Below are 15,808 nucleotides of genomic sequence, written 5' to 3'. Positions count from 1 at the left end.
TCTTTTCCCAAGGATTTTTTCATCGATGAGCAAGACAAGGATTTGGGCACGGATGTACGGATGATGGAAATTTTGTAGGGGTTTGGTCTCCAAACCCTCCCACTTATAGAAGTTAAAAGTCAGATTTTATAAGCTCAAAACTTTGAGGGTCGCTCAAAAAATCTTTTCCTTTTAAACCTTTCTTTTCCTTCTGCATAAGTGCCTTCCTTCTGCCTTCCTGACTCCAAAGTATAAGTATTCAACCGGACATGATATTAATATCAATTTTTGAAGTTTAAAATCTGAATATTTAAAAAACATGACAATTTTTTTTGATGCTAAAATTGAAATTATCGAACTTAATAAGTATCAAGAACGTCCAGGGTTTTCTGATAAGTATCATCTGGTCAAATTCTTGCTAAACTCAGATGGAATAAATTCCTTTGAAGTTAATATTTGGGTTCATTCTAATTATCCAGAGGCAGAAATTGTTAAAGTTGCTAAAACTTTTTTAAATCGTCGTTTACAAGATTTTGTGGAATTAACAAGTGAGGATATTTATGCACCAGATGAAGTTGATGCTTTGTGGCAGTCTTTCAACAATTAATAATTAATAATTGATTTACAGCACTTTTGAGGATAGTGAGGTACACTTATAGGACTATTCTTATATTTCCTATGCCCTGTTCCTTGTTCCCTGTTCCCTGTTCCCTATTCCCTAATTAATAAAGGAAAAAAATTATGTCTATATTACCAACACAAACAAACATTGAATCAGCCCCCAAAAGTTTCAAAAAGCAACCAGAAGATTTTGAATTTGTAGAACCAGATATTAGTGATGTTATTACTGAGGATGATACTCCTGTGGATAATTTAATTACTGAGAAACAACAACGACTATTAACTACTACTTTATATAGTTCTTTCCAAACAGACTTACCATTTTTAGCAACTGCCAATGTCGGGCTTTTTTACGGCAATAAAATACCACCGCTTGTACCAGACATTCTCCTTAGTTTACGAGTCAAAGTACCGGAAGATTGGAGTCAAAAACAGAATCGTTCTTATTTTGTATTTTCTTTTGGCAAACCTCCAGAAATAGCTATCGAAATTGTCTCTAATAAAATCGGTAATGAGTTGGATAGTAAATTACAAGATTATGCTTTTGCTGCGGTTGGTTATTATGTCTTTTTGACCCACTAAAACAACTTGGATAAAGGATTTTACGAGTCTATGAATTACGAGGTAATAGTTATATAGAGCTAGGAAATTTCTATTTGTCTCAAGTGGGATTGGGTTTAACAATTTGGCATGGTATTTTTGAAGGAAAAGAATATGATTGGTTACGCTGGTGTGATGATTCGGCGAATATTTTGTTAACTGGAGATGAACGAGCTGAACAGGAAAAACAACGAGCTGAACAGGAAAAACAACGTGCCGAACAGGAAAAACAACGTGCTGACAGACTAGCAGAAATTCTCAGGGAAAGAGGTATTAACCCTGATGAAATTTTGTAATTAAAAAATTTAGTGGGCGATCGCCTACTACTGACATTTTTTTAGGAGAGAGAAAATAGTTTTTTTAGCAGTCAATATAAATAGTCTCAAACTAAATTTTTTAGGCTGAAAGTTCTCTCCCTATCTTCTAAATTTTAACTTAAAAATTACCTGAAAAATTGGAAAAATTTTGTAAATATGCACGAATTAGGAATCACTCAAAATATTGTTGCCATAGTTGCTGAAAATGCTAAGGATAAATCAGTCAAAAGAGTCACCTTAGAGATAGGTGAACTTTCTGCTATTATGCCCGATGCTATTGAATTTTGTTTTGATGTTTGTAGTAAAGGTACTGTTTTAGAAGGAGCAACTTTAGAAATTATCAAAATTCCCGGTTTAGGAAAATGTCGTCAATGTGCGACAGAAATTCCCCTAGAGAAACCATTCGGAGTTTGTCATGTTTGTAATAGTGTGGAAATAGATATTATTCAAGGTCAAGAACTTAAAATTAAGGAAATGGAAGTAGAAGAATTATGTGTGTAATATTGAGGGGGAAAAAGTAATACTATATTTTGAAGCTCAGAAAAATAACTGTCAAATATTATGCAATGAAAGCTAGTGAATTACTGAGGCGATATAGAGAAGGTGAAAGAAACTTCCAAGGGGTAAAGCTCAAAGGTGAATCTCTGAGAGAACAAAACCTTTCGGGGGCAGATTTTAGTCGTGCGGATATTAGAGGAGCAGATTTTACAAATGCTAATCTTAAAGGTGCAAAGTTTTGTAGAGTTAAAACTGGATTGCAACAACCGCGCTTTACTATTTACACTGGGGTAGTCATTATCCTACTGGTTTTAGCAGCACTTTCTAGTTCTTTAAGAGTTGTTTTAGGTGTAATTACTATATTATCAACGGTCATTGTTTTTATTGCTCATGGTCGAACATCAACAATTAGAGAATTGGTTGCCACTATTAATACAGTTATAGGGATAGGAAGTGCTGTTTCCTTTTTTTTACCCTGTTATTTTGCACATTTATTACAGGTTCTATTTCTAGGGTCATAGTTACAACTGGTTTATTACCGTTACTTTTGGTATTAATCGTTGGTAGTCTCATATCCATTAGAGGATCTAGAGCAGGAGTTGTATCTGCAGCAATAGCTCAAGCTAAACATGGCTTAATTCGTGTTACTTTAGCAATAAGCAATGAATTGATAAAAATGACGGTTATTAATTTGAGTGGCACAAGCTTCAGAAAAGCTGACTTAACTGATGTAGACTTTTCTCAAGCTACCATACAAAATACTAACTTTGGCTATGCTGTTCTCCACAATGTATTTTGGAGGGATGTGAGAAAATTTAATCAGCTTCGTGTCGGAGAAAGCTATTTAGCAAATCCAAAAGTTCGTCAATTAATTGTTACTGGGAAGATTCAAAACCAAAACCTTGACTACCAAAACTTACGCGGTGTTAATTTACAAGGTGCAGACCTCCAAGACGCAAGCTTGATCGGAGCAAATCTTAAGCAGGCAAACCTCCAGAATGCCGACTTATCAAGAGCAAAGTTAGTACAAACCCAATTAGATGAAGCAAACCTAACAGGAGCAATGCTCACCGGAGCCACCATAGAAGATTGGGGCGTCACTAGACATACAAAATTACATGGAGTCAGATGTCGTTACATCTTCATGCGCTTACCTACAAAAGACGACCCCAACCCTCGCCGGAAACCCGATAACTGGCAAGAAGAATTTGAGGATGGAGACTTTGCCGATTTTATCCAGCCAATAGTTGATACCCTCGACCTTTACCACAACCAAGGAGTCGATCCTCGCGCTATTGCCATTTCATTGAAGCGGTTAGCCGAAAATCATCCAGATGCAGAGCTAGAAATTGTAGGGATGGAGAAGCGGGGAGGAGATAATCTTCTACTTCGTCTGGCAACTGCTCTTGGGGCTAATCTTTCCCAGTTGAGCGCTGAATATTTTCAGACTTATAACGAAATAAAATCCTTAGCTGAGAAAGAAGTAAAGGCACTTTTAGCAGAAAAAGATAATAGGATTTATAATTTAGAGAATATGATAGTAACGGCGTTACAGCGTCCTAGTTTTTATACACAAACTTATCAAAATAAAGGAGATACTTTTATGGCTGATGCCCCCAAGAAATATACTAAAAATGAATTCAGTGGGAGTTTTACTGGAGTATTTATCAGCATTGACAAATCTCAAGGTAACCAAGTAGGAGGACCAACTTATGCCAACCATGTAGGCGGAATGATTAACAATTATCCTGCCGAACAAAAGCAAAACTTAGCAGATGCAGCAGCAGAAATTCAACAGCTTTTACAACAACTCGAACAAAATTATCCCGATGCAACAGAAATTGAAAAACAGAGTGCTTTAGCTGTAACTTTACAACAAGAAATTAAGCAAAATCCCACATTAAAAGCCAGACTAATTAACGCTCTCAAAGAAGGAGGAATTGAAGCATTGAAAGTATTATTTGGTCATATTGGAATTCCCATTGAAATGGTCAAAGGTTGGATTGAAGCAGAAGCTTCATAGTTGCTCCAAAAAGTAGGCGGTGGTTACATATTCATCCACCGAACATTAATGGAACATTTTGCTCAAATGACTGATAAATAACAAAATAAACATTAACTATATAGTAAAGTATTTCTACTGCCACTAAACTATAAATATTTTGAAAACAGACAGTCTTTTCTATCAAATATTTCTCAACTTTCCCACAATTTTCTTTGAACTAATTAACCAACCCAATACCAATACTCAAACTTATGAATTTACCTCCCGTGAAGTAAAACAATTATCTTTTCGTTTAGATGGTTTATTCCTACCAACAGACAATAACCCTAATAAACCTTTTTACCTTGTTGAAGTCCAATTTCAATCCGATGATAATCTCTATTATCGTCTATTTGCCGAATTATTTCTCTTTTTATGACAATATTAACCCCCCAATCCTTGGCACATAGTAGTTATTTCTCCCAGTCGTAATATCGAAAGGGAACAAAATCAGCACTTTGGCAATATTTTAGCCTCAAATCAAGTCCAACGGATTTATTTAGACGAATTGGAAGAAAGTGTAAGTGGTTTATTGGGGGTTGGAGTTGTTAAACTGGTGGTAATTAAGCCAGAAACTCAAGCGATTAATTTGGCTAAATCTTTAATTTCTCAAGCTCAAGAGGAAATTATTGAGCCAAAGATTCAAGAAGATTTAATTAATCTAATTCAAACAATTATTGTTTATAAATTACCCCAAAAAACCAGAAAGGAGATTGAAGCAATGTTAGGTTTAAGTGAATTGAAAAAAACTAAAGTTTATCAAGAGGCTTTTGCTGAAGGTAAAGATGAAGGTGAAGTAGAAGCTAACTTAAAATCTGTATCTAATATGATTCGTTTAGGTTTAACTTTAGAGACTATTGCTGAATATTTAGATTTGCCTTTAGAGGAAGTTCAAAGATTAGCAAAATTGACCGAAAACAGAGATTAATTTTTTTTTAATTTAATTAAGTAGGTAGACGCGAATAAACTTCACTATATAACCAAATGTTGGTGCAGTCTCAACCCTTGAGATTGCTATCCGTTCCGGAATGCTCCGCAAACCTTCCACTTCGTTACAGTCGCAATGACGTACTTGTAAATTTTCCCACTTACCAAAAAATGAGGTCTAAAGCCTCCCCTTTTAAGAGGATGAAAAAAATGTTTAATATCAAATCCGCATAGAATAAAAGGTGTTAACTATATATATACACCTTTTTTTTAACCCGGATTTGGTATAACTCAGTATTTCAAGCCTCCGAGTTAAGTCGGAGGTACTGATAACTGATAACTGAAATGACCTACTTATAATCAAATCTCAAAAACAAAAAATCAAAGAAATGGAGAAAGAAAAATTATGTGTGTAACTTGTGGTTGTTCCGGTAATAATGAAATTACTATTACTAATTCTCAAACAGGAGAAAAAATGACAGTAGATAAGCATCATTCCCATACTCATACTCTCCCAGATGGAACTATTATTACTCATACTCATTCTGATAATTATACTCCTGAACATAATCATCAGGAAACGGCAGAAGTTCATGCTAAAATGCACCAAACTACTATTAGTTTAGAACAGAAAATTTTACAGAAAAATGACCTGATAGCTGCCCAAAACCGAGGCTGGTTTAAAGGTCGAAATATTCTGGCTTTAAATTTAGTTAGTTCTCCTGGTTCTGGCAAAACAACTTTATTAGCTCGAACTATTAATGATTTAAAATCTGAATTAACTTTTAGCGTCATAGAAGGCGACCAAGAAACTATTAATGATGCGGAAAAAATTCGCCAAACTGGTTGTCAAGTAGTGCAAATTAATACTGGCAAAGGTTGTCACTTGGAAGCGGCAATGGTAGAAAAAGGTTATACAGAATTAAACCCTCCTTTAGATTCAATTTTGATGATTGAAAATGTGGGGAATTTAGTTTGCCCTGCTCTATTTGATTTAGGAGAAAATTGTAAGGTAGCAATTCTATCAGTTACCGAAGGAGAAGATAAACCGATTAAATATCCCTATATGTTTCGAGAAAGTCAGGTAATGATTTTGACGAAAATTGATTTATTACCTTATGTACAATTTGACGTTAATCGTTGTATTGAATATGCAAAACAGGTAAATCCTAATATTAAGATTTTCCAGGTTTCTGCCACAAGTGGGGAAGGTTTAAATGATTGGTATGAGTGGTTGAAAAATCAAATTATTTCTTAGAGAAAATAAGGAAAGGAAACAGAGGAGAAAGAAGACGAAGACTCGCTCGCCAGAGTTATGAATCGCTGTATTTCTTGCTCCTCTCAGGCTTTTGGTGTAAATTTTATAAAATTGTACTTAAAAAAGATAACTATTTCATCCATTTGTCTATAAATATTAACAAGGTATTACGCTAAAATAACACCCATAATTGGGTTAAGCTGTTTCGACTTTCTCAATCAATCTCAGAACTCTTGTACAATAGATGAATAAAACATCAATCACATAACTATAACGTTAGGGTTTTTTGATTTGTCTATTCCTGGAAGGAGGCGATCGCTCTTTTAACTCGATAATCAAATAACTATAACGTTGGGGTTTTTTGATTTGTCTATTCCTAGAAGGAGGCGATCGCTCTTCTCACTCCATCTCAAAACTCTTGTACAACAGATGAATAAAACATCAATTCAATAACTATAACGTTAGGGTTTTTTGTTTGTAGTAGGGCCATTATTAGTGAGAATAATTAACAGAAAATCTAAGATTCAATTTTCGGCGTTGCTGAGTGGTAATGATTTTTAGATTAAGTATTAACGCAAAACATAAGTTTTTCAATTTTACCTTCAGCTACTTACCATTACATTTCAGCAACGCCCAATTTTCTAGAGAAAACCCGAACTATAATAACTGCATCTGCTTTTTTGTTACCTCGGGAAAATTTCCAGTAATATCATGTCCGGATAAGGGGTGCATCTCAATGCAAGAATAAAGCCAAAAATTTATCGCTCTTAGGCAATAGCTCCGAAAGGCAACAGGTAACAGGGAATAGGGAATAGGGAATATATAGGAAAAAAGTATTTTTGCTTGCTATGAGATGCACCCCGGATAAGAGCGTGATCAAAAAAACTTTCTCCTTTTCCTCCTCTTCTTCTTTCTTCTTTCTTCTTTCTTCTTGCTTCTTTCTTCCCTCCTGACTCGGTCCTCCTGACTCCTCAAATGATAACTGTTTTATTGCCCAGGTGTAATTAATTCAACCATTATATCAGGAGTTAAACGATAGGGATTTTCCCAAAGAATAGCTAAATGAAAACCTAAATGCTCCTCGGTTTGAGCATCAGCTTTTTCTCGAATTTGTCTAATTGATTCACATAAATAACACAATGGTTAAAAAGTTAATATCTCATCAATCAAATTTACTTTTTCCCGACGCTCAATATCAGTTCTTGTCCAAATAACAACAGGGGTTGTAGCTGACAAAATTGCTCTAAACAAATCTTTCCTGATAGATTGAGGATGAGCGCGAGTAACTTTCAATCCTAAGAAGGAAAAAATCTTAGACTCCGAAACTAAGAAACTATACACCAGGCAAATAAACCACACGGAAACCTCTGTTATTGTTGCAGAAGTCGGCATCCCCCCAGAGACGGAAGGCACTCCGACAATTCCCAGGTTCATCTTCCCAATACCCACCACGCAGTACTCGTATCTTACTATCTCCTCCAGTTTCCCAAGCACTACCATCATTAGGGGCACCTTCATAATTATCGTGTCTAATATCCTGACACCATTCCCACACATTCCCGTGCATATCATATAAACCAAAAGCATTAGGAGGAAAAGTTCCCACATCAGTTGTCTCCCCTCGATATTCACCTTTAGGGGCATCGCCATAAGTATAGTTACCATTATAGTTAACTAAATCGGTCGTTATAGTTTCCCCAAAATAAAAGGGTGTGGTTGTACCAGCGCGACAAGCATATTCCCACTGACTCTCACTGGGTAGTTTGTAGGTTTTCCCAATTTTTTTTGATAACTTTTGACAAAATTTTGTAGCGTTGTGCCATGTTACAGTTTCGACTGGGCGCTTTCCTCCTTTAAAGTGAGAGGGGTTTTCACCCATAATGGCTTGATATTGGTCTTGAGTAATAGGATATTTACTAATATAAAAAGGTTGGATAGTAACTTCATGTTGGGGAGTTTCAGGACTATCTGTTTCTACTTCATTTTCTGCCGAACCCATAACAAAACTACCGCCAGGAATAGAAACCATTTCTAAAGTTACACCTTTACCCAAATCTTCAGTAAAAAATACTGCTTCATGGGAACTACGATTAATTTCTTCACCTTTGCTATTTACTGTGATTACATCAAATGGTTTTGGTGCAATTGGTTTCAACACTAACTTCACCTTTAAATTTGCATCTGGTTTTCCTTTAGTAATATAAAGATTACCTTCCCCCTCGAAATTAAAACCTACTTCCACTTCAGCTTGTTCAATTTCCATCTCTTTATTAATTTCTTGCCAAGCTTCAGCAATAGGACGACTAATACTAACTAATATAGGTTTAACTTGTGCAAAACTAGATTTAACATCTTTAACAACATTAGTAGAAATCGGCTTTGCTTCATTATCTGGAACTTCAGCTTCAACCAAAATCCCATCTTCCAGTTTAATTAGTCTGGTGGCCATGTATGTTGATTCCTGAATTTAACTGCTACTCTATTCAAGCACATCACAGTAATTTGTTTTCTGAATTTAGAATAACTCATCAAACAAGCATTTTAATTTTTAGGAAAAGGCGAATATCGCATTTATAAATCTAAAATAGATGAAGCAGAGAAGTTTTGCTAGGGAATATCGGTATTTAGGAACAAAAAAGAAGCAAAAAAGGCTGTAGTAATACCAATAATTCTTGTTGTTTATGAGTAGATGATTATAAGTCTATTCTCAAGTTGGATTCATTTTGGCGATCGCATACATAAATGATTTTGATAATTTTACCTTATTTTCTATTTTGGAGATATCTAATGTTGCGTTCTTTCTTGTAAGAACATTCAATAAATTGTTCTGAAGTTTCTATTGAAATGAACTTTACACATTGATCGATAAAATTACTGAAGTCACATCCCCCTGAAAGCATATCACAAATTACGTTGTCATCTTTAAAGGTTTTAGAGAAGATTTCGCTAAACCTTAATTATTCGGTAATAAAGGAATTATACTTTTTGACGTAAAAGCCTCTTTCTGTCTATCTTCTAGCCTATTTTAGGCTGCTGTTTTGTGTAAGTCCCGCTAACTATTTGTGGTAAAATTTTATCAGATTGGTATAACTTTATCAATATTGCCCAAGTCACATTAAATGTGGCTGAATTTAGCATCTAACTAAGGAGACTGTTGCATGACAGATACATTACGATTTGGTATTGTGGGAACGGGATGGATTGCCAGGGTGATTGCCCAAGGATTAGTCGATGCCAAAAATTGTGCTTTAGTCGGAGTGGCTAGTCGTTCCATCTCTCGAGCACAGGAGTTTGGCCAGCAATTCGGAGATGTTAAAGGGTTTGACAGTTGGCAAGATTTAATCGCTTGGTCTGGAGTGGATGCAATTTATATTGCAACTCCTACTGCCTTAAAAGAAGAAATTGCTGTGGTAGCTGCGCAACAGAAAAAGCACGTTTTAGTGGATAAACCGTTCTACTAAACTTACCCAAACTTACCCATGAGGGTTTTGGAGCTAGCTTCCTGTTTCACAGAAGACCACTGACCGCAGTCTGCAACTTATCTTCTCCACAGGCTTAAAATCGCTTGGAACTCAAGCTACTGATACACATAGTTTTTCAAGTTGACAGCAGCATTAAAATCTCTGTCAGCTTCAAAACCGCATTCACTACATTCATAAGTTCTCAAGTGTAACGGCATTTTCTGTTGATGCCCACAGTTTGAACATATTTGAGAACTTGGATAAAATCTATCAGCTACCACTAATTCACTGCCGTACCATTCACATTTATATGTAAGTTGACGTTTAAATTCATAAAACCCACAATCAGCAATAGCACTTGCTAGTTTATGGTTTTTGAGCATTCCACTTACGTTTAAATCTTCAATTACTATGGTGCTGTGGTTTTTAGCTAACCATGAAGTGAGTTTATGTAGAGCGTCTGCTCTGATATCGGCTACTTTTTTGTGGACTTTTGCTAATTTTTTTACTGCTTTGAGTCTGTTTTTGGAACCAATAACTTTTTTACTGACTGCACGTTGATGACGAACTAATCTTTTTTTTGCTTGCCTGTAGGCTTTGACATTAGCAAATTTACTGCCATCAGAACAGGTTGCTAAAGTATTTATGCCTATGTCTACACCTATAGTTTCTCCAATTTTTTCTGTTGGATAAGATTCAAAATTGTACTTAAAACTGATGTACCAACTATCTGCTCGTTTGGATATGGTAACGTTTTTTACTGGTACTGAAGGTAAGATTTCATAAGTTTTTACTATTCCTATCCTTGGCAGCTTTATATAGTTTCCTTTCAGGATTTTAATGCTTCCTTCTAAATAGAAACTATCTTTTTTTCCTTTTTTCTTAAACTTAGGAAATCCACGTTTGGGAATAGTAAAAAAGTTTTTCAACGCTCTCTCTAAATCTCTTAATGCTTGTTGAGGAGCGCACTTTGAAACTTCATAATACCAGGGATTTTTACTTTTGACTTCCCTCACCAAACGCTTATGTAAAGTGATAGCATTCAGTCGTTTCTGGTTTGATTCATATTCAGTAATACAAGTTGCTAATCCCCAGTTATAAGCATGACGGGCTACACCTGCGTGCTTGGCAAGTATGGTTTTTTGATAATTATTAACTTTTAATTTAGTCTTGATTGATTGCATTTCAATTTATCGGCCACCTCTTTTAATAGTTTAATAAGTTATACATAAGTCTAGTATATCACAGTAAATGTCTATTTATGTTTAACTTTGTCCAATTATTTTAATACTGTTGATCGCCCTTTGCGACCTTAGAGTCTTTGCAAAAGATTACCATAGCCTGTAGAGAAAATCAAGTCTTGTTTATGGATGCAACCCATTTTGTCCATCATCCCAGAATTGCAACCATTAAGCAAACTATGGAGGAAAGCATTGGTAAGGTGCAAGCGATGCGAAGTGCCTTCTATTTTCCCCTTAGCGATCGCAGTAATATTCGTTTCAATCCCGAATTGGAACCAAAAGGAGCTTTAGGGGACTTAGGTTGGTATAATATGCGGGCAATAGTTGAATTTTTAGCTCCTAACATTAATTTGAGCCAAATTTCAGTCAAAGTTAAACGAGACACCGAAACTAGAGGGATTGTTCGTTGTTCTGGTATGCTCGCTTTTGATGATGACAGTACCTCGACTTGGGATGCAGGATATACTTCAGGTGCGGTAACGATGGATTTGGCTTTAATTGGTACAAAAGGCATTATTACCCTAGATGACTTTGTGTTAGATTGGGTGAATAGTTTTGCCTTTAAAAATCCTCATCTTAAGGCGGGTTTTTATCTCAAAAATGGTATGGATACCCGTGGGGATGTCAAATTTATTGAGGTAAAAAGTGAGCAAAGTTCTCAGGTGAAAATGGTTGAAAATTTTGCTGATGTGGTGTTCAATGGTGTTACTAATTCTACAACAAATTATTATCAAGTGAGTGAAAAAACTCAAGCCTTATTAGATGCAATTTCTGGTTGTGTTTAGTTATTAAGAAGGAAGCAATCTCAGAGGTGTAGGGAGATTGCTTTCTATGGTCGCAATGACGACTATTCAAACTGATTAGAGCTTGCTGATTAAATCTAAAAGTATTTACAGATAAAGGTTTTAGCTTTTTTGAGGTCGAATTGCAGTGCCTGGTATCACGTCTAAAACCCTCAAAAAGGAGCGTATTTTAGGCTCATAGTTGGGCAGAAAAATCATTCTTACAATTCTTACTCCTACCTCCTCGCTCATTCCCATGTCTCCCCTCCTGGGAGGGGGAGGGGCGAGGGGTGGGTTGTCTCCTGTCTCCTGTCTTCCCCTCCTGGGAGGGGTTGGGGGTGGGTTGTCTCCTGTCTCCTACCCTCACCTATAAAACTTTTTCAGCAAACCCTAATTATATATTATTTATTAATTGAAGAAGATAAACTATAAAATTGAACAAGGAAAAATAACAAATGAGAAAATATTTTAATGTAATTCTCGAAAAAGATGTAGATGGTTATTTAGTTGCATCGGTTCCCGTTTTAAAAGGATGTCTACACAATTTAAAAGTTATGGTTAATTAATATAAAGCATTCAAGAAGCTATTGAATTTTGCTTATAAATGAAGAATTTGAACCCTTATAGTTTATGGGTATACAACAATATGATACTTATTGACAAATAACCTCCTGTTTAGCATCAAAAAACAATTTAATTATTATGATTATTTTTATTTTCATCCAGATGTTCATCAACCTGCAAATCTTGTAGCGATAATTCAGGAACTTCTGATGTGAGAATTGTGAGATTGAATTGAAAGACAATTTTATCCTGTTCCAGATTAATATTCGTGATATTTACAATGCTTTGTTTGGGTAATAAACTTTTAACTGGCCGTAACGCACCACTATCTATATTGATTACCAAGCAATCTGTGGGTGAGTTATGCTTCCCTAAAAAATGGTGCGTTACCCTTTCCTGCGGAATGCTGCGCAAACGCTAACACACCCTACTGGACAACTACTTCTTCCTTCTTCCTTTTTTAATAATTTTCAAGAATTACCCACTAATTTATCCCGCAAATGCTTAATCCGATCGCGTAATTTAGCCGCCTCTTCAAATTCCAATTTTTTCGCTGCTTCTTTCATCTGAGTTTCTAACTTTTTAATCCACTCTGGTAGCTCCTCTAAAGATAACTCATCCACCTGTTCATACACCTCTTCTAACTGTTGAGAATTTAAACGGCGTGACACATCCAAAAACGCCAAAATTGCATTACTTTGTTTTTTTACAATAGGCTTCGGTGTAATATTATTCATCCTATTATATGCCAACTGAATTCCTCGCCTTCTCTCCGTTTCATCTATCGCTTTAATCATACTATCTGTCAAATTATCAGCATATAAAATAGCCTGACCCCGGACATGACGTGCTGCTCTACCAATAGTCTGAATTAAAGAACGTTCCGCTCGTAAAAATCCCTCCTTATCCGCATCTAAAATAGCCACTAAAGAAACCTCCGGTAAATCCAAACCTTCCCGTAATAAATTCACCCCAATTAACACATCAAACTCTCCCTCTCTCAACCCCTGCAAAATCTCAATTCTCTGAATAGAATTAATCTCCGAATGCAAATAACGAACCTTCACATTTTGCTCCTGCAAATATTCAGTCAAATCTTCAGCCATCCGCTTAGTTAAAGTAGTAATTAAAACCCTCTCCTCCAACTTAACCCTTTCCCTAATTTCCCCTAATAAATCGTCAACCTGACCCTCAGTCGGACGCAGAAAAATTTCCGGGTCAACCACACCAGTCGGACGAATAATTTGCTCAACAATTCTATCCTCAGATTTTTCTATTTCCCAATCTCCAGGAGTAGCAGAAACCAAAATACATTGATTAACCTTTTGCCAAAATTCCTCAGACTTCAAAGGTCGATTATCTGCTGCACTAGGCAAACGAAATCCATGCTCAATTAAAACCCTTTTCCTAGCTTGGTCACCATTATACATTCCTCGAATTTGCGGAACAGTCACATGGGATTCATCAATAATTAATAACCAATCTTTCGGAAAATAATCAATCAAACATTCTGGTGGTTCCCCTGCTTTTCTACCTGCTAAATGCCGAGAATAATTTTCTACTCCATTACAATATCCCACCTCTCGCAACATTTCTAAATCATATCTACAACGTTGTTCCAAACGTTGAGCTTCTAACAATTTTCCTGCTTTTTCTAATTCCTCTAATTGCTCTTCTAATTCTGCTTCAATATCATCACAAGCTGCTTCTAATCTTTCTTCAGGAGTAACAAAGTGACGCGCTGGATATACATTTAAAGACTCTAAACTTTGGAGAATATTTCCAGTTACAGGGTCAATATAACGAATCGCATCTATTTCATCCCCAAAAAATTCTACCCGAATAATTCTATCCTCATAAGCAGGTCCGATTTCCAAAACATCGCCCTTAACTCTAAATTTTCCTCGACCTAAATCTAAATCATTTCTAGTATATTGAACTGTCGCTAAATCTCTTAAAATTTGTCGTTGATTAATTTCTTCTCCCACTTGTAACTTAATCGCAGCTTTTAAATATTCAGCAGGCATTCCTAAACCATAAATACAACTAATAGAAGCCACAACAATTACATCTCGGCGTTCAAAAAGTGACCGAGTTGCTGAGTGACGCAACATATCAATTTCATCATTAATCGAAGCAGTTTTTTCTATATATGTATCCGTCACTGGAATATAAGCTTCCGGTTGATAATAATCGTAATAACTAACAAAATACTCCACAGAATTATCAGGGAAAAAATCCCTTAACTCATTACATAATTGAGCAGCTAATGTTTTATTATGAGCCAATACTAATGTCGGTCTGCCAACATTTTCTATCACAGAAGCTATAGAAAAAGTTTTACCCGTACCAGTAGCTCCGAGTAATGTTTGAAAATTATGTCCGGTTTGAATATTAGCAGTTAATTGAGCGATCGCTCCAGGTTGGTCACCAGTAGGTTTAAAGGGAGCTTGTAAATGAAATTTTTCCATAATCATAATAAATAATTTTAATCAAAAAAACTGTGAGGGTTCGATTTCTAAGTCCCAGTTTTTGCTGGAGTTTGGCCTCCAAACTCCTACAATAAAGTCCTAAATTGTAGCTGAAAAAGTAGAGTATGGGGAGGGTAGTTTACAGGGATATGTTTTTGAGAATTATGCACTTTGGGCGTGGGAGAAATTTTCCACTATTTTTTTGTCTGAATAGGACTTACGCAGAGACTCTACATATAGAGATATAGAGTTAAAAAAATTGCGAAATAGTTTTTTAACTCTATAGATAGTACATTTGCGTAAGTCCTGATGAATAAATACATTTTTGTGGCAATTTTATAATAAAGTCGCTACAAAAATTTCCATAGAGCTTGACAAAAGATGAGATTTTGTATACATTGATATTGTGACTGGAAAAATACTTAACCTACTAATGCAAGGATATATGTGGTCTGACGCTCTAGCAGCACAGGCTAGCAGATACAATTTAATCATTGCAACGACAGGAGAAAGTGAGTCATGTTTAGCAAAAGCATCAAGAATTCACTCAAAATAGTTATAGGAAGCATCTGTTTGCTACCAGTGTTCATGTATGGCGGCAAATACAGCCTTGCACAACCAAGAGATTTTATCGATAGAAGTACGCAGTACTGAGGGATGCATATATGTGGAGAATCCGCCTACATGCAGGGCTTACATGTTGGACGAAATGAATTTGTATGTCTTAATCCCTCCTTGCCCTCGTTTAATCAAACATTTCTCGACGACATAATTGTTAGCGGGGGTGATATATCACGAGAACAATTCCAAAGGGATGGGAAGAGAATACACATCTGCCCTAGTGGATATGGAATGCGGGGGCTGCACGTAAGCAAAAATTTACTGGCGTGCGCTCCAATAACTCTTACAGATTCAACGCTAGTGCAGGATGGCAGAAATAAGTGACCAGTAGAAGCAATGCCTTCTTCCTGAGATAGAATACTCAGAAGTGTGATCGCGATCGTAAAATAAATGGTCAATAGCCAAGCTAAAAATGATCGGCATT

General features: G+C 36.0%; 17 protein-coding genes and 1 pseudogene. 10 read left to right on the top strand and 8 right to left on the bottom strand.

Annotation, left to right across the window (positions count from 1 at the left end):
* Positions 1 to 298 precede the first annotated feature (298 nt).
* The 8 genes and pseudogenes from F6K06_RS21605 to hypB all read left to right on the top strand — a co-directional run bounded on the left by F6K06_RS21605 (position 299) and on the right by hypB (position 6,244).
* Entirely contained in the window at positions 299 to 586 is a 288-nt protein-coding gene (locus tag F6K06_RS21605; RefSeq protein WP_205127312.1) for a hypothetical protein, read from the top strand.
* Between the two features lie 134 nt (positions 587 to 720).
* Positions 721 to 1,182 carry a Uma2 family endonuclease gene (locus tag F6K06_RS21600; protein WP_205127313.1) on the top strand — a complete coding sequence of 154 codons (462 nt, stop codon included), beginning with the start codon at positions 721 to 723 and terminating at the stop codon, positions 1,180 to 1,182.
* Between the two features lie 74 nt (positions 1,183 to 1,256).
* On the top strand, positions 1,257 to 1,496 hold the full coding sequence (locus tag F6K06_RS21595; protein ID WP_287243290.1) for a hypothetical protein: 240 nt from the start codon (positions 1,257 to 1,259) through the stop codon (positions 1,494 to 1,496).
* A gap of 177 nt (positions 1,497 to 1,673) precedes the next feature.
* Positions 1,674 to 2,018 (top strand): hydrogenase maturation nickel metallochaperone HypA, encoded by a 345-nt coding sequence (gene hypA, locus F6K06_RS21590; protein ID WP_287243288.1) that lies wholly within the window; start codon positions 1,674 to 1,676, stop codon positions 2,016 to 2,018.
* A gap of 65 nt (positions 2,019 to 2,083) precedes the next feature.
* A complete protein-coding gene (locus F6K06_RS21585) occupies positions 2,084 to 2,536 on the top strand; it encodes a pentapeptide repeat-containing protein (RefSeq protein WP_287243286.1) in 453 nt (150 codons plus the stop codon).
* A 26-nt stretch (positions 2,537 to 2,562) separates the two neighbouring features.
* Positions 2,563 to 4,038 carry a pentapeptide repeat-containing protein gene (locus F6K06_RS21580; protein WP_287243285.1) on the top strand — a complete coding sequence of 492 codons (1,476 nt, stop codon included), beginning with the start codon at positions 2,563 to 2,565 and terminating at the stop codon, positions 4,036 to 4,038.
* A gap of 139 nt (positions 4,039 to 4,177) precedes the next feature.
* Positions 4,178 to 4,987: pseudogene (locus F6K06_RS21575) on the top strand (Rpn family recombination-promoting nuclease/putative transposase).
* 405 nt (positions 4,988 to 5,392) lie between these two features.
* Entirely contained in the window at positions 5,393 to 6,244 is an 852-nt protein-coding gene (gene hypB, locus F6K06_RS21570; protein WP_287243284.1) for a hydrogenase nickel incorporation protein HypB, read from the top strand.
* A 987-nt stretch (positions 6,245 to 7,231) separates the two neighbouring features.
* Here hypB and F6K06_RS21565 read toward each other — a convergent pair.
* Genes F6K06_RS21565 through F6K06_RS21555 form a run of 3 tightly spaced genes read right to left on the bottom strand, consistent with a single transcriptional unit; the run spans position 7,232 to position 8,693 of the window.
* On the bottom strand, positions 7,232 to 7,384 hold the full coding sequence (locus tag F6K06_RS21565) for a hypothetical protein (protein WP_192901087.1): 153 nt from the start codon (positions 7,382 to 7,384) through the stop codon (positions 7,232 to 7,234).
* A 3-nt stretch (positions 7,385 to 7,387) separates the two neighbouring features.
* Positions 7,388 to 7,585 carry a hypothetical protein gene (locus tag F6K06_RS21560; protein ID WP_192901265.1) on the bottom strand — a complete coding sequence of 66 codons (198 nt, stop codon included), beginning with the start codon at positions 7,583 to 7,585 and terminating at the stop codon, positions 7,388 to 7,390.
* Positions 7,578 to 8,693, bottom strand: a complete 1,116-nt coding sequence (locus tag F6K06_RS21555) for a CU044_2847 family protein (RefSeq protein ID WP_124144225.1) — start codon at positions 8,691 to 8,693, stop codon at positions 7,578 to 7,580. The genes F6K06_RS21560 and F6K06_RS21555 overlap by 8 nt, the downstream gene beginning before the upstream one ends.
* Before the next feature lie 709 nt (positions 8,694 to 9,402).
* Here F6K06_RS21555 and F6K06_RS21545 point away from each other — a divergent pair.
* Entirely contained in the window at positions 9,403 to 9,705 is a 303-nt protein-coding gene (locus tag F6K06_RS21545; RefSeq protein WP_287243281.1) for a Gfo/Idh/MocA family protein, read from the top strand.
* 116 nt (positions 9,706 to 9,821) lie between these two features.
* On the opposite strand, the gene F6K06_RS21540 is transcribed toward F6K06_RS21545, so the two are convergent.
* On the bottom strand, positions 9,822 to 10,889 hold the full coding sequence (locus F6K06_RS21540) for an RNA-guided endonuclease TnpB family protein (protein ID WP_287243280.1): 1,068 nt from the start codon (positions 10,887 to 10,889) through the stop codon (positions 9,822 to 9,824).
* Positions 10,890 to 11,071: 182 nt separating this feature from the next.
* Between F6K06_RS21540 and F6K06_RS21535 the strand changes: the two genes are divergently transcribed.
* Entirely contained in the window at positions 11,072 to 11,731 is a 660-nt protein-coding gene (locus tag F6K06_RS21535) for a hypothetical protein (protein WP_287243279.1), read from the top strand.
* 193 nt (positions 11,732 to 11,924) lie between these two features.
* Here the strand turns inward: F6K06_RS21535 and F6K06_RS21530 are convergent, their stop codons facing one another.
* From F6K06_RS21530 to F6K06_RS21515, 4 genes are all read right to left on the bottom strand, one after another.
* Entirely contained in the window at positions 11,925 to 12,095 is a 171-nt protein-coding gene (locus F6K06_RS21530; RefSeq protein ID WP_161564429.1) for a hypothetical protein, read from the bottom strand.
* Positions 12,096 to 12,421: 326 nt separating this feature from the next.
* Positions 12,422 to 12,637: a hypothetical protein gene (locus F6K06_RS21525; RefSeq protein WP_124144227.1), complete on the bottom strand. Its 216-nt coding sequence runs from the start codon at positions 12,635 to 12,637 to the stop codon at positions 12,422 to 12,424.
* Between the two features lie 125 nt (positions 12,638 to 12,762).
* The gene (gene uvrB, locus F6K06_RS21520) at positions 12,763 to 14,763 is read right to left on the bottom strand and encodes an excinuclease ABC subunit UvrB (RefSeq protein WP_287243309.1); all 2,001 of its coding nucleotides are present in this window, start codon (positions 14,761 to 14,763) and stop codon (positions 12,763 to 12,765) included.
* A 749-nt stretch (positions 14,764 to 15,512) separates the two neighbouring features.
* Positions 15,513 to 15,808, bottom strand: a 296-nt coding sequence (locus F6K06_RS21515) for a hypothetical protein (RefSeq protein WP_287323295.1), incomplete at its 5' end; no start/stop codon positions are given.

Origin of the sequence: Okeania sp. SIO1H4 (assembly GCF_010672695.1) — a bacterium.
Lineage (GTDB): Bacteria > Cyanobacteriota > Cyanobacteriia > Cyanobacteriales > Microcoleaceae > Okeania > Okeania hirsuta.
Note: the sequence above shows the minus strand (reverse complement) of the source record. Positions and strands in the feature narration are given on the sequence as shown.

Bases quoted from the DNA above. Each gene is read 5' to 3' on its own strand.
- F6K06_RS21545 (WP_287243281.1), top strand. From the start codon at position 9,403: ATGACAGATACATTACGATTTGGTATTGTGGGAACGGGATGGATTGCC.
- F6K06_RS21605 (WP_205127312.1), top strand. From the start codon at position 299: ATGACAATTTTTTTTGATGCTAAAATTGAAATTATCGAACTTAATAAG.
- F6K06_RS21555 (WP_124144225.1), bottom strand. From the start codon at position 8,693: ATGGCCACCAGACTAATTAAACTGGAAGATGGGATTTTGGTTGAAGCT.
- F6K06_RS21600 (WP_205127313.1), top strand. From the start codon at position 721: ATGTCTATATTACCAACACAAACAAACATTGAATCAGCCCCCAAAAGT.
- hypA (WP_287243288.1), top strand. From the start codon at position 1,674: ATGCACGAATTAGGAATCACTCAAAATATTGTTGCCATAGTTGCTGAA.
- F6K06_RS21535 (WP_287243279.1), top strand. From the start codon at position 11,072: ATGGATGCAACCCATTTTGTCCATCATCCCAGAATTGCAACCATTAAG.
- F6K06_RS21540 (WP_287243280.1), bottom strand. From the start codon at position 10,889: ATGCAATCAATCAAGACTAAATTAAAAGTTAATAATTATCAAAAAACC.
- uvrB (WP_287243309.1), bottom strand. From the start codon at position 14,763: ATGGAAAAATTTCATTTACAAGCTCCCTTTAAACCTACTGGTGACCAA.
- hypB (WP_287243284.1), top strand. From the start codon at position 5,393: ATGTGTGTAACTTGTGGTTGTTCCGGTAATAATGAAATTACTATTACT.
- F6K06_RS21585 (WP_287243286.1), top strand. From the start codon at position 2,084: ATGAAAGCTAGTGAATTACTGAGGCGATATAGAGAAGGTGAAAGAAAC.